Raw genomic sequence first — 12,303 nt, 5'->3', positions numbered from 1 at the left:
GTAGGCATGACTACACCCGCGGGGGCGCGCTCGGGCAACGGCTACTGGAGCGTGCAGATCGGAACGACCGGGCTGTTCGGCGTCGTCCTCATCGCGATGAGCGCGTTCATGCTGCTGACGAACTCCGACGAAGCCGGGGGCGCCGTGCTCCTGGCGCTCGGAGGCATCATGTTCCTGACGACGTGCGCCTGGGCGGTCGACGCCGTGACGAGTTCGACCGCCGCCCAGCGCGCCCGGTTCGCCTGGGCCATCGCCCAGCACGAGGGCTCGGGTCTGCCGTCGAACCGGTTGTCGGTCGCAGAGGACGCGGTCGCGATGCGCGATGCCGCGCTCGCCCGCGACGACGAACTCGGTCCGGACCGGATCCGGGCCCTGCAGGCGCTCCGCCCCGACAACCCGTACCCGGACGCGATGCCGGCCGAGGGGGCGCCCGCAGGCCGACCGACCAAGGGCGCCCGGGGGCCCCACCGCACCGGCACTGCGCTGATCGCGCTGTTCCTGGCGCTGACCGGTCTGTACTTCAGCTGCATCCCGCCGGTGTTCATCCTCGGTTGGCCCTTCCAGCTGATCGCGTCGATGCTGGCGGTGCGCGCGATCGTGGCGGCCGGCCGGGGGCGTCGGCTGGGTGTGACCGCCGTGGTGGTCTCGATCCTCGGAACACTCGTGACGTTCGTCGTGATGGCCTGGCGGATCCTCGCCGGCTGACGCCCCCGCGAACGCAGGGCGGGCGCACCAACCCCCGGATTCGGCGCGACGAATACCGCTGATCAGGCCTTTTCGTGCGTTCGGGCATGCCAGGATCGACAGGTCCTGAGACGTCGGCGTCTCCGTCCGACCGTCTCGAAAGGCGCCACCCCATGTCGTTCTGGGCCCTCTTCCTCATCGCCCTCGGCGTCTCCGCAGACGCCTTCGCCGTCGCCCTCGGCAAGGGCTTGCACATGAAGCGCTTCAACGTGCGGCACGCCCTCGTCATCGCGCTGACGTTCGGCGCGTTCCAGGCGCTCATGCCCCTGCTCGGCTGGCTGCTCGGGTCGGCGTTCGCCCGCTCCATCGCGTCCTTCGACCACTGGATCGCATTCGGGCTGCTCGCGCTGGTCGGCGGGAAGATGCTGTGGGAGGCGTTCTCGAAGCACGAGGACACCGAGCAGGACACCGACACCCTGCCGATCCGTGAGCTCCTGGTCCTGGCGGTCGCGACGAGCATCGACGCCCTGGCGGTCGGGGTCACCCTCGCGTTCCTGCCGGTGTCGATCGGCGGCGCCGTGCTGCTTATCGGTGTGACGACGGCCGTGCTGTCCTTCGCCGGCGTGCTCGTCGGCCGCCGTGTCGGAGCCCGGTTCGGCAAGCCCGCCGAGATCGCCGGCGGTGTGGTCCTCATCCTGATCGGCCTGAACATCGTGCTCGAGCACACGGGCGTCATCGGCTGACGTCGGCTGGGTCCCACCGCACACGCGCCCACCACCGGGCGCATGATGAACCCATGTCCCGCATCCTCGTCACCGGCTCGACCGACGGCCTCGGGCGGGCGACCGCCGACACCCTGCTGACCGACGGCCACGACGTCGTCGTGCACGCCCGCAGCACCGAGCGCGCCGCGGCGGTCGCCGACCTGGTCGACCGCGGCGCCACGCTCGTCGTCGCCGACCTGTCCGACCGCGAGGCCGTGATCGCCGCCGCGCGGGACCTCGACGCCGGCGAACCGATCGACGCCGTCGTGCACAACGCCGGCGTGATCTCCGGACGCGCGCTGGTGCCCGTCAACGTCGTCGCCCCGTACCTGTTCACCGCCCTGCTCCACACGCCGACCCGGCACGTGTACCTGAGCAGCGGGATGCACCGCGGTGGCCGACCCCGGCTGGACGGGGTCGACTGGGACGGCACCGCGGAGACGAACACCTACTCGGACACCAAGCTCTTCGTGACCGCGCTCGCTGCCGAGGTCGCTGCCCGGCGACCCGGCGTCCTGAGCAACGCCGTCGACCCGGGCTGGGTGCCCACGAAGATGGGTGGTGCCGGGGCATCGGACGACCTCGAGCTCGGGCACCGCACGCAAGAGGCCCTCGTGACCGACCCCGATGCCACCACCAGCGGTGGTTACTGGTTCCACGGAGAGCGGCAAGAGCCGCACCCGGCGGTGGCGGACGTCCAGTTCCGCCGAGCGCTCGTCGACGCCCTGGCGACGGCGACCGGCACCACCCTCTGAAGCAGGACAGGAGCAGCATGTCGACGGTCAGGGTCCACAACTTCGCGATCTCGCTCGACGGCTACGGCGCCGGGGCGGACCAGTCGCTCGACCATCCGTTCGGGCACGCCGACGGTCGCCTGATGGAGTGGTTCGCCGCGACCGCGACCTTCCGCGCGATGCAGGGCGCGTCCGGTGGGACGACCGGCCCGGACGACGAGTTCGCACGAGCGTGGGGTCCGGAGATCGGCGTCGAGATCATGGGGCGGAACAAGTTCGGGCCCCAGCGCGGGCCGTGGCCGGACGACGACTGGACCGGCTGGTGGGGTGACGAGCCGCCGTTCCACACACCGGTCTTCGTGCTGACCCACCATCCGCGCGAGCCCTTGGAGATGGCGGGCGGCACGACCTTCCACTTCGTCGACGCGACCCCGGCGGAGGCGCTCGAGCTCGCCCGTCAGGCGGCTCCGGGGCGTGACGTCCGGATCGGCGGCGGGGTCGAGACGGTCCGCGAGTTCCTGCAGGCCGACCTGGTCGACCACCTGCACCTGGTCGAGGTGCCGATCGTGCTCGGCCGGGGCGAGCGGCTGTGGGACGGGCTCGAGCGGATCGAGGATCGCTTCGCCGTCGAGACGGTCGCGTCGCCGTCCGGCGTCGTGCACCGCACGTTCACGCGAGCGGCGCACTGACCGCACGGGGTGGCGGACGGGAGGAACGGTGCGGGCCCGTCACGGGCCTCCCGTCCGCACGGCGCAGCGCGTCGACGGCCGGATCTCGGGGCGACGACGCCGTCAGAGGACTACCGTCGGACGCAGGTGACCCGAGCCCCCGGCTGCCGGCACGATCCCTTCGTGCCTTGCCGACCGGAACAGGCCATGTCCTCCTCGCAGCCGAACTCCCCGCCCCAGCCGAGTGGTGTGCTCGCGCGCGACTCGACGACCTGGACCACGACCGAGGTCGACCGCTGGGAAGCGCGTGCTGGCCGGTCCCACATCGGGACCGTCGTGTTCACGCACCGGTACGAGGTCCGTGGGTGGTCCGGTGAGGTCTTCGGTGACCACACGAGCCTGGAGAGCGCGAAGGCGCAGGTCGAGGCGTTGGCGCGGTGGAACCTCGGGGAGCGACTGTGGTCTCCCGACGCGGTCGACTGATCAGTCCATCGCGTCGTCGTAGATCCCGATCAGCCGGTCCAGGAACGCCTGCACCGTGGCGCGTTCGGTGGCGTCCATCCCGGCGACGGCGTCCTCGATCCCGTCGATGAGCGGCAGCACGAGGTCGTACGCACGGTCCGACGACTGCTCGGCGGCGGTGACCACGAGCTTCCGGCCGTCGCTGGGGTGCCGGTCACGCCGGACGTGCCCGGCGGTCTCGAGACGGTTGAGCACGAGGGTCATCGCGGCGGTGGACACCTCGAGCCGTCGTGCGAGCTCGGTGGGGGTCGACGGGCCGTGGGAGATGAGGTGGTCCATCGCCTCGAGCCCGGCCGCATCGACGTCGAGTGCCCGGGCGAGGTGTCGCTCGAACCGTTGCTGGCGGACTCCGACCTGTTGGACCCGGGCGCGGATGTCGTCGTCCAGCAGGGGACGTCCGTCACGGCGCGCGGTCTGGCGGTCGCGTCGGTCCTCGCGGTCTCGGCGCGCGGTCGGAGCAGGTGCGGGGTCGGTCGGGTCGTCGTGCGGCACGATGTCGATGTTAGTCGTGTAGATTGCCAATATCATTGGTAATCAAGATTCGAGGCAACATGTCGACCGATCGCAAGCGCGTCCTCATCTCCGGCGCGAGCATCGCCGGGCCCGCCCTGGCCTACTGGCTGCACCGCTACGGGTACGACACGACGATCGTCGAGCGCGCTCCGGAGCTCCGGACCGGTGGACAGAACGTCGACGTGCGGGGTGCCGGTCGCGAGGTCTCGCGGCGGATGGGCATCGAGGACGACATCCGCGCCGCGACGACCGGTGAGGTCGGCACGCGGTTCATCGGCCGTTCCGGCTCCGTCATCGCGGAGTTCCCCGCCGGCACCTCGGACTCGGGTGGTGCCACGGCGGAGCTCGAGATCCTGCGCGGTGACCTGGCGCAACTGCTGGTCAGCCGGACCACCGACACCACCGAGTACCGCTTCGGCGACCGGATCACCGGCATCGCGGGCGACGGCGACGGCGTGACCGTGCAGTTCGAGCGCGGCACGGAGGAGCGGTTCGATCTGGTGGTCGCGGCGGACGGCATCGGCTCGAGCACCCGTCGACTGGTCTTCGGCGACGAGCCGCAGATCCGCTCGCTCGGCCTCGAGACGTCGTACGCGACGATCCCCCGCACGGCCGCGGACGACGACTGGTGGCGCTGGTACAACGCGCCGGGTGGGCGGTCGGTCACGCTCCGCCCGGACCCGCACGGCACGATCCGGGCGACGCTGTCGTTCGTGACCGACCGGACGCGGGAGCGTGCGGGTTCCGAACGGCGGACGATCGAGGAGCAGCGCCGGCGCCTGCGCACCGTGTTCGCGGACGCCGGGTGGGAGGCGGGGCGCGTGCTCGCGGGCATCGACGCCGCCGATGACCTGTACTCCGAGTCGATCGGGCAGGTCCGGGCGCCGCGGTGGTCCGATGGTCGGGTGGCGCTCGTGGGCGATGCGGCGTACTGCGCCTCGCCGGTCAGTGGCATGGGCACGAGTCTGTCGCTCACCGGGGCCTACGTGCTGGCTGGCGAGCTCGCGGCCCACGTCGACCACCGCGACGCCTTCCGGGGCTACGAGCGGATCATGCGCCCGTACGTCACCCAGGCGCAGCAGCTGCCGCCGGGGGTCCCGCGGGTCGCGAACCCGAAGAGCCGGCTCGGCATCGCCGCCTTCGGCGCTGCGGTCCGGGTCGCGTCGACGCCGGTCATCGGTCGGCTCGGCGACCGGTTCTTCACGCCGCCGGCGGACGCGATCGACCTGCCCGACTACGCGCACCTGGGCTGACGTGCCACCTACAGGAGCCCGGTCAGGACGCCGCCGTCGGCTCGGATCGCGGCGCCGTTCGTCGCGGAGGACAACGGGCTCGCGAGGTAGGTGACGAGCGCCGCGATCTCGGCCGGGTCGATGAAGCGCTCGAGCAGGCTGGTCCGGTTCTGACCGATGATCGCGGCCTGCATCGCCTCGACCGGAAGTGCCTGCGTCTCGGCGATGGCCTCGACCGTCGTCGCGACACCGTCGGAGTACGTGGGACCACCGAGGACCGTGTTGATCGTGACCGAGGTCCCGCGCGTCTGCTTCGCGAGTCCGTTCGCGAGCGCGATCACCGCGGCCTTGGTGACGCCGTAGTGCACCATGTCCGCGGGGACGTTCACGCCCGACTCGCTCCCGATGAACACGATGCGGCCCCACCCGCGTTCGAGCATCCCGCCGAGCAGGTGCCGCGACAGGCGGACCCCGCTCATCACGTTGACCTCGAAGTACCGGGCCCAGTCCTCGTCGGCGATCGATTCGAAGGCGGCGAGGCCGAAGAGTCCCACGTTGTTGACGAGGACGTCGACGGCGTCGAGTGACCCGAGCAGTCGGGTGACGGCGCCCGGGTCGCCGAAGTCGGCCGCGATCCCGGACACCGTGGCTCCCGGCTGGTCACGCCGCAGGCGATCGACGGCTGCCTCGACCCGGGCGTCCTCTCGACCGTTGACGATCACTCGCATGCCCTCGGCCGCGAGTGCGGAGGCGATCGCGTACCCGATGCCCTGCGTCGATCCGCTGATGAACGCCGTTCTGCCTCGGAGCTGCAGGTCCATGGATCCTCCTTCGTCGCACCGCGTCGCTCGACGCAGTGACTTGCCTGAGCAAGTCACCGTACGGCGATTTACTTGCTCAGGCAAGTCATCGGCCGTACGATGCGGTGATGGCACCGCGCGACGAACCACACGGCCTGCACGACGAACGGCTCGAGATCTGGGCGGCGGTGGCGACGATGCTCGAGCGGCTCCCGGTCGCCCTGGACGCCCAACTCCAACGAGACAGTGGCCTCACGCACTTCGAACTCGGGGTCCTCACCGCTCTCGACACCGCGACGGACCGGACCCTGCGGATGAGCACGCTCGCCGGGTACGCGAGCTCGACGCTCTCGCGGCTGTCCCGCGCGGTCACGCGGCTCGAGGCGAAGGGGTGGGTGCACCGTGTGGTCGACGCGACGGACGGCCGCTTCACCCTCGCGGTCTTGACGGAGGACGGGCACGGCAAGGTCCTCGAGTCGACGCCCGCGCACCATGCCCTGGTCGAGCGCCTGGTCTTCGACACGCTCACTGCGGCCCAGACGAGACAGCTCGGGATCATCGCGCGGAGCATCGGTGCCGCCGTGGACGCAGCTCCGTCGTGGACGCCGCCCGGGGACCGCCGGCCCTGACCGGACCGGGACGGCCGATCCGCACCACGCTGGTGCGGTAGGTTCCTGCCCAACGCATTCCGGACGCGAGAGAGGGGACGCGGATGGCGCAGGGACACCGCTCGCCCCCCACGATGAGCGACGTCGCGGCCGTCGCGGGTGTCTCGAAGAAGACCGTCTCGAACGTCCTGTCGGGCTACGAGCACGTCTCCGCCCGCACCCACGACCGGGTGATGGCGGCGGTGGATGAACTCGGGTACGAGCTCAACGTGTCGGCCCGGAACTTCCGCGCCGGGCGGTCGAAGGTCATCGGCCTGGCGGTCCCGGAACTGCGGCAGGCGTACTTCGCCGAGCTCGCCGACGCCGTCATCCGCGCCGCCGGTGCCGTGGGCTACACGGTGCTCATCGAGCAGACCGCGAGCGGCGTGCGCGAGGCCGACGCGATCACCCGGATGCGCGAGCACTCGATCGACGGCATCATCTACAGCCCCCTGACGGTGCGGTCGAGCGATGCGTCCGCGCTCGAGGTGAAGTTCCCCCTCGTGGTGCTCGGTGAGCCGATCCCGGACAGTCCGGTCACGTTCATCACGATGTCCAACGCCGATGCCCTGCACGACGCGACCGCGCACCTGCTGGGTGCCGGGCGACGGTCCATCGCGTTCATCGGCTCGGACCCGTCCGGCCCGGTGCGGACCGCGCAGGAACGGTTGCGCGGGTACCGCGAGGCGCTCGCCGAACACGGCGTCGCGTTCCGGCAGGAGCGCGTCGTGCCGACCGCGCTCTGGCACCGGGCCGAGGGTGCGGCGGCGGCGCGGGCACTGCTCGGCTCCGGCGTCGAGGTCGACGGGATCGTCTGCTGCAACGACGCCCTGGCGCTCGGTGCGATGAGTGCACTGCAGCTCGCGGGTCGGACCGTGCCGGACGACGTCGCGGTCGTCGGCTTCGACGACATCGAGGAGTCCGCGTTCGCGACGCCTGCCCTGACCACGGTGTCGGCGGACCTGGACCGCGTCGCGGCGACGGCCGTCGGGGTCCTGGTCGAGCAGCTCGAGGCGGGGACGGCCGCTGCCCCTGCGGTCCTGCGCTCGCCGCACGCCCTGGTCGTCCGGGCCTCGTCGGCGCCGGTGACCGTGGAACGCACGGTCTCCGCCTGACCCCTTGACCTGCTGGTCGAGCACCGACTACTGTCCAGATTTACACCGGTGTAAATCCGGCATGGACGAGGTCTCGCACACCGTTGTGCGGGACGGATGGCAGGTTTTCGATGAAGAAGCACATCGCGGTCGTCGCGCTCGCAACAGCGGCGGCGATCTCCCTGGCCGGGTGCGCCGGCTCCCCCGGATCGTCCGCGAACGCCCACGTCGACCTGACGTTCTGGCACGGGTACACCGAGGCCGACGGCAAGGTCCTCGACGGCATCGTCAAGGACTTCAACGAGTCGCAGGACAAGGTCACGATCACGACCCAGACGAAGACGTGGGCGGTCATCGACGACACGATGCTCCCCGCGCTGACGGCGAAGAAGGGCCCCGACATCGTCGCGATGACCTCGGACCGACTGCCCGTCTACGCCGAGAAGAAGGCGCTCGTCGACCTGAGCGACTTCTACGACGACGACACCAGCAACACCGGCGCGCTCAAGGACCAGGCCGTCGCGATGGAGCAGGTCGACGGCAAGGAGTACGGCGTCCCGAGCGGCTTCGTGCCCCTGTCCGTGATCTACAACAAGAAGCTCTTCGCCGAGGCCGGCATCGACGCGTTCCCGACGACGTGGGACGAGTGGGTCGCCGACGCGAAGAAGCTGACGAAGGACGAGAACGGCGACGGCACCCCGGAGCAGTACGGCCTGGTGCTGCCGGACCACCAGACGGTCGGCAACGGCATCTGGCCGAGCCTGTTCGCGGGCAACGGCGGGTCGATCACGAACGACGCCGGCACGAAGTCGACGATCGACTCCGCAGCCAACGTCGAGACGCTCGAGTACTGGGCGAAGGCGATCCGGCAGGACAAGATCTCGCCGACCGGTGTCGACGGCATCGCGGCCGACAAGCTCTTCACCGCGGGCAAGACCGCCATGGAGATCGGTGGCCCGTGGATGGCGGGCGTCGCGAAGGCCTCCGACATCGACTACGGCATCGCCGCGATCCCGGCCGGGCCGAAGGCACAGGTCGCCTCGGCCATCGGCATCTCGCTCGGCGTCACCGCGCAGACCGACGACCCGAAGCAGGCCGCGGCCGAGGACTTCCTGCGGTACTTCAACGAGAAGACCGTCGCCACGAAGTGGGCGCTCGGCTCCGGCTGGCCGTCCCTGCGCACCGACGTCACCGCCGCCGACGTCGACGCGAACCCCACCGTCGCGGCGCTGACGGGTCTGCCCGGCACGACGATCCCGCTCCTGCCCGGCGTCGTGAACAGCGGCGACGTGCTCACCGCGCTCGACACCGCGACGCAGAAGTCGATCGCGGGCGGCGACCCGGAGTCGCTCCTCGGTACCGCAGACACCGACGTGCAGTCGGCGCTCGGGTAGCCGCGCCCCCGCCGTACCAGCCGCCGCTCAGCCCCACGGAGAACCTCATGACCACGCAGCAACTCGGCCGACGCCGTCGGTACCGTCCCCCGGGACAGCTCGGCGGCCGGACGCCCCTGAACGGGACCTTCCGTCGCCGTGCCACCGTCGTCGGCTTCCTCGCACCCGCGATCATCATCCTCGGGGCGTTCGTCCTCTGGCCGATGCTCTCGGCACTGCGGCTGTCGTTCACAGACGCCAGCGGGTTCGGTGACCCGAGCTGGGTCGGCTTCGCGAACTACGTCCGGGTCTTCACCGACCCGGACGTGGTCCGGTCGATCGGCAACACGGCGCTGTACTCGGTGCTCTTCACCCCGGTCGCGATCGCCGTCGCACTGGTGCTGGCCCTGGCGCTCAACCACCCGGCGCTGCCGTTCCGCGGGTTCTTCCGCTCGGCGCTGTTCCTGCCGTTCATCGTCTCGCTGGCGGTCGCCGCGTTCGCGTGGTCGTACCTGCTCGACCCGCAGATCGGCCTGCTGAACCACTGGCTCCAGGTGGGCGGCATCCGGCTCGGCAACGTCCTGCAGGACCCGACCCTGGCGATGCCGACCGTGGTGCTCGTCGCGGTCTGGAAGAACTTCGGCTTCTACATGGTGATCTTCCTGGCCGGACTGCAGGAGATCCCGACCAGCCTGTACGAGGCGGCGCAGCTCGACGGCGCGAACGGCCGCCAGCGGTTCGCGAACGTGACGTTCCCGATGCTCAGCAACACCATGGCGTTCGTCGTCATCGTCGCGCTCATCGCCGCGCTGCAGGCGTTCGACCAGATCTACGTGCTGACCGGCGGAGGGCCCTACCGGTCCACCGAGACGATCGTCATGCAGATCTACCAGTCCGGGTTCAAGGACCTGGACCTCGGCTTCGCGTCCGCGCTGGCCTACGTGCTGCTCATCGCGACGCTGCTGCTGAGCCTCGTGCAGTTCCTGTTCTTCGGCAAGCGCGGAGAGGACACCGCATCATGACCGCACTCCCCCGTCCGGCGACCGCGGTCCGGCGCCGGACCGTGGCCCGGCGCCCGCCGTCGATGCGCTGGGTCGGCTTCGCCGCCGTGCTCATCGTCACCCTCGCGGTGCTGCTGCCCGTGCTCGTGATCGTGTTCACGGCGTTCAAGCCGGCGAGCGAGGTGAACGCCTACCCGCCGACGCTGTTCCCGCACACCTGGACGCTCGACAACTTCCGGGCGATCTTCACGCAGCTGCCGTTCGGCCGGCTCATCCTGAACAGCTTCGCCTTCGCCGGCGGGGTGACGGTCTTCGCGCTGGCGTTCGACGCGCTCGCCGCCTACGCGCTGGCACGGCTCGACTTCCGGGGCAGCAAGGTCCTGCTCATCGTGATCATCGCCAGCCTGATGATCCCGTTCCAGGCCACCCTGATCCCGATCTACCAGCTCGTGTCCGACCTCGGGTGGGTGAACACCTTCGCCGGCCTCATCGCCCCGCGGGCGGCGGACGCCTTCGGGATCTTCTTCCTCCGGCAGTTCTTCGTGTCGCTCCCCCGCGACCTCGACAACGCGGCGCGCATCGACGGGGCGTCCGAGTGGCGGATCTTCCGGAGCGTCGTCCTGCCGAACGCCGTGCCGGCACTGCTCACCCTCGGCATCTTCACCTTCGTCAACAACTGGAACGACCTGCTCTGGCCGCTGGTGTTCACCACCGACCAGGACATGGGGACCATCACCTCGGGGCTGACCCTGCTGACCGGACCCGGCGGCATCATCCCGCAGGGCGTGATGATGGCCGGCGCCCTGATCGCCGTGCTGCCCCTCGCCGTCATGTTCCTGCTCGTGCAACGCCGCTTCATCGAGAGCGTCGCCAGCACCGGGCTCAAGTGACGACGACCCCGCGCGGTCCCCTCGGGGGAGCGCCCACCACGAAACGAGACACCATGCACTGGTCCGACGACGGACGGCTGCACTTCGCCCTGGGCATCGAGGACACCTTCGTCCCACAGGCCCGCCCGGGCGAGCGCCCCATCGACGAGTACGAACTCACCGACCACTACCGGCAGTACGCCGCCGACCTCGGCCTGGCTGTGGACGTCGGCGCCGAGCTGCTCCGCTGGGGCGTGCCCTGGTACCGGGTCGCCCCGGAACCGGGCGTGTGGGACTGGTCGTGGGTCGACGGCGTCATGCAGCGCTTCCGCGAGACCGGCCTGCGGCCCGTCGTCGACCTGCTCCACTACGGCACACCGCTCTGGCTCGACGGCCAGTTCGCGCACCCCGACTACCCGGCGCACGTCACCGAGTACGCCGCCCGGTTCGCCGCCCGGTACGGCGATGTCGCGACCGACTACACGCCCGTCAACGAGCCGGTCATCCACGCCCTGTTCTCCGGTGAGTACGGCTACTGGCCCCCGTACCTGACCGGTGCCGAGGGGTCCGCCCGCATCGCTTCGGCGTTGGCGAAGGGCTTCGTCGCCACCCAGCACGCCATCGCCCGCGAGCTCGGCGACGCCGCCACCTTCGTGCACGTCGACGCCGGCATCCGGTACGTCGGCGACGTCGACGTCCCCGAGCACCGGGACACCGTCGCCCGGCTCCGCGCGCAGACGTTCCTGGTCGAGGACCTCGTCACCGGCGGGGTCGACGACGGACACCCCCTGGTCGGTCGGCTGCGCTCCGGCGGGGTCACCGACGCCGACCTCGACTGGTTCCGCCAGCACTCGGTCCGGCCGGACGTCATGGGCGTCAACTACTACCCCCTGCACTCCACCGAGGTCTTCGAGGCCGGCGTCCACCACGGCGGCGGCTTCGCGGACCCGCGTCCGTACCGGGACACGGGGGCCGAGGGCCTCCGCGACGTGCTGACGACGTATGCCGAGCGGTACGGCGCCCCGGTCATGCTCACCGAGACGTGTGTCACCGGGTCGGTCGACGAACGCATCGGCTGGCTCGACGACTCCGTGGCCGCCGTGCACGAACTCCGTGCCGAGGGCGTGCCGGTCGTCGGCTACACCTGGTGGCCGCTTTTCGACATGTACGAGTGGACCTGGCGGCACACGGACGCACCCCGCCAGGAGCACCTGCTCACGATGGGCCTCTTCGACCTCGTCGAAGACGGCGACGGCGGGCTCGACCGCCGTCGCAACCCGGTCGCCGACGCCTTCGCCGCGCATGCGCGGCAGGAACGAGCCGTGGCAGCGGCCCTGTCGGCGACCCAGTGACGGTCTGGAGGCGCGGGTCGGGTCGGTCCCGCGCCTCCCGTCCGTCTCCG

Annotated in this window: 14 protein-coding genes; 12 read left to right on the top strand and 2 right to left on the bottom strand. The window is 70.8% G+C overall.

Annotated elements, in window-relative coordinates; all coding sequences use genetic code 11:
* Positions 1-6 precede the first annotated feature (6 nt).
* The 5 genes from ITJ59_RS11750 to ITJ59_RS11730 all read left to right on the top strand — a co-directional run bounded on the left by ITJ59_RS11750 (position 7) and on the right by ITJ59_RS11730 (position 3,333).
* Positions 7-705, top strand: coding sequence for a hypothetical protein (locus tag ITJ59_RS11750; protein WP_194651262.1), 699 nt, complete (start codon positions 7-9; stop codon positions 703-705).
* A 152-nt stretch (positions 706-857) separates the two neighbouring features.
* Positions 858-1,427: a manganese efflux pump MntP family protein gene (locus ITJ59_RS11745; RefSeq protein ID WP_194651261.1), complete on the top strand. Its 570-nt coding sequence runs from the start codon at positions 858-860 to the stop codon at positions 1,425-1,427.
* Positions 1,428-1,480: 53 nt separating this feature from the next.
* Complete coding sequence (locus ITJ59_RS11740; RefSeq protein ID WP_194651260.1) at positions 1,481-2,203, top strand: SDR family NAD(P)-dependent oxidoreductase; 723 nt, start codon at positions 1,481-1,483, stop codon at positions 2,201-2,203.
* Between the two features lie 17 nt (positions 2,204-2,220).
* Entirely contained in the window at positions 2,221-2,871 is a 651-nt protein-coding gene (locus ITJ59_RS11735; protein WP_194651259.1) for a dihydrofolate reductase family protein, read from the top strand.
* A 186-nt stretch (positions 2,872-3,057) separates the two neighbouring features.
* Positions 3,058-3,333: a hypothetical protein gene (locus tag ITJ59_RS11730; RefSeq protein WP_194651258.1), complete on the top strand. Its 276-nt coding sequence runs from the start codon at positions 3,058-3,060 to the stop codon at positions 3,331-3,333.
* On the opposite strand, the gene ITJ59_RS11725 is transcribed toward ITJ59_RS11730, so the two are convergent.
* Positions 3,334-3,900, bottom strand: a complete 567-nt coding sequence (locus tag ITJ59_RS11725; protein WP_194651257.1) for a MarR family winged helix-turn-helix transcriptional regulator — start codon at positions 3,898-3,900, stop codon at positions 3,334-3,336.
* A gap of 23 nt (positions 3,901-3,923) precedes the next feature.
* Between ITJ59_RS11725 and ITJ59_RS11720 the strand changes: the two genes are divergently transcribed.
* Positions 3,924-5,138: an FAD-dependent monooxygenase gene (locus tag ITJ59_RS11720; protein ID WP_194651256.1), complete on the top strand. Its 1,215-nt coding sequence runs from the start codon at positions 3,924-3,926 to the stop codon at positions 5,136-5,138.
* A gap of 8 nt (positions 5,139-5,146) precedes the next feature.
* Here ITJ59_RS11720 and ITJ59_RS11715 read toward each other — a convergent pair whose 3' ends face one another.
* Positions 5,147-5,938, bottom strand: a complete 792-nt coding sequence (locus ITJ59_RS11715; RefSeq protein WP_194651255.1) for an SDR family NAD(P)-dependent oxidoreductase — start codon at positions 5,936-5,938, stop codon at positions 5,147-5,149.
* 107 nt (positions 5,939-6,045) lie between these two features.
* Between ITJ59_RS11715 and ITJ59_RS11710 the strand changes: the two genes are divergently transcribed.
* From ITJ59_RS11710 to ITJ59_RS11685, 6 genes are all read left to right on the top strand, one after another.
* A complete protein-coding gene (locus tag ITJ59_RS11710; protein WP_194651254.1) occupies positions 6,046-6,546 on the top strand; it encodes a MarR family winged helix-turn-helix transcriptional regulator in 501 nt (166 codons plus the stop codon).
* A 113-nt stretch (positions 6,547-6,659) separates the two neighbouring features.
* Positions 6,660-7,679, top strand: coding sequence for a LacI family DNA-binding transcriptional regulator (locus ITJ59_RS11705; RefSeq protein WP_194651253.1), 1,020 nt, complete (start codon positions 6,660-6,662; stop codon positions 7,677-7,679).
* A gap of 110 nt (positions 7,680-7,789) precedes the next feature.
* Positions 7,790-9,052 (top strand): ABC transporter substrate-binding protein, encoded by a 1,263-nt coding sequence (locus ITJ59_RS11700; RefSeq protein ID WP_194651252.1) that lies wholly within the window; start codon positions 7,790-7,792, stop codon positions 9,050-9,052.
* Positions 9,053-9,099: 47 nt separating this feature from the next.
* The gene (locus ITJ59_RS11695; RefSeq protein ID WP_194651251.1) at positions 9,100-10,053 is read left to right on the top strand and encodes a carbohydrate ABC transporter permease; all 954 of its coding nucleotides are present in this window, start codon (positions 9,100-9,102) and stop codon (positions 10,051-10,053) included.
* Positions 10,050-10,922 (top strand): carbohydrate ABC transporter permease, encoded by an 873-nt coding sequence (locus ITJ59_RS11690; protein WP_194651250.1) that lies wholly within the window; start codon positions 10,050-10,052, stop codon positions 10,920-10,922. The genes ITJ59_RS11695 and ITJ59_RS11690 overlap by 4 nt, the downstream gene beginning before the upstream one ends.
* A 53-nt stretch (positions 10,923-10,975) precedes the next feature.
* Positions 10,976-12,253 (top strand): family 1 glycosylhydrolase, encoded by a 1,278-nt coding sequence (locus ITJ59_RS11685; RefSeq protein ID WP_194651249.1) that lies wholly within the window; start codon positions 10,976-10,978, stop codon positions 12,251-12,253.
* The last annotated feature ends 50 nt before the right edge of the window (positions 12,254-12,303 follow it).

It is taken from the genome of Curtobacterium sp. VKM Ac-1393 (genome assembly GCF_015350995.1).
Taxonomy (GTDB): Bacteria; Actinomycetota; Actinomycetes; order Actinomycetales; family Microbacteriaceae; genus Curtobacterium.
This window is presented reverse-complemented; position numbering and strand designations above follow the sequence as displayed.

Excerpts from the sequence above, each read along its gene's own strand:
- ITJ59_RS11685 (WP_194651249.1), top strand. The coding sequence starts at position 10,976 with ATGCACTGGTCCGACGACGGACGGCTGCACTTCGCCCTGGGCATCGAG.
- ITJ59_RS11740 (WP_194651260.1), top strand. The coding sequence starts at position 1,481 with ATGTCCCGCATCCTCGTCACCGGCTCGACCGACGGCCTCGGGCGGGCG.
- ITJ59_RS11700 (WP_194651252.1), top strand. The coding sequence starts at position 7,790 with ATGAAGAAGCACATCGCGGTCGTCGCGCTCGCAACAGCGGCGGCGATC.
- ITJ59_RS11725 (WP_194651257.1), bottom strand. The coding sequence starts at position 3,900 with ATGATATTGGCAATCTACACGACTAACATCGACATCGTGCCGCACGAC.
- ITJ59_RS11745 (WP_194651261.1), top strand. The coding sequence starts at position 858 with ATGTCGTTCTGGGCCCTCTTCCTCATCGCCCTCGGCGTCTCCGCAGAC.
- ITJ59_RS11730 (WP_194651258.1), top strand. The coding sequence starts at position 3,058 with ATGTCCTCCTCGCAGCCGAACTCCCCGCCCCAGCCGAGTGGTGTGCTC.
- ITJ59_RS11720 (WP_194651256.1), top strand. The coding sequence starts at position 3,924 with ATGTCGACCGATCGCAAGCGCGTCCTCATCTCCGGCGCGAGCATCGCC.
- ITJ59_RS11690 (WP_194651250.1), top strand. The coding sequence starts at position 10,050 with ATGACCGCACTCCCCCGTCCGGCGACCGCGGTCCGGCGCCGGACCGTG.
- ITJ59_RS11715 (WP_194651255.1), bottom strand. The coding sequence starts at position 5,938 with ATGGACCTGCAGCTCCGAGGCAGAACGGCGTTCATCAGCGGATCGACG.
- ITJ59_RS11695 (WP_194651251.1), top strand. The coding sequence starts at position 9,100 with ATGACCACGCAGCAACTCGGCCGACGCCGTCGGTACCGTCCCCCGGGA.
- ITJ59_RS11710 (WP_194651254.1), top strand. The coding sequence starts at position 6,046 with ATGGCACCGCGCGACGAACCACACGGCCTGCACGACGAACGGCTCGAG.
- ITJ59_RS11735 (WP_194651259.1), top strand. The coding sequence starts at position 2,221 with ATGTCGACGGTCAGGGTCCACAACTTCGCGATCTCGCTCGACGGCTAC.
- ITJ59_RS11705 (WP_194651253.1), top strand. The coding sequence starts at position 6,660 with ATGAGCGACGTCGCGGCCGTCGCGGGTGTCTCGAAGAAGACCGTCTCG.
- ITJ59_RS11750 (WP_194651262.1), top strand. The coding sequence starts at position 7 with ATGACTACACCCGCGGGGGCGCGCTCGGGCAACGGCTACTGGAGCGTG.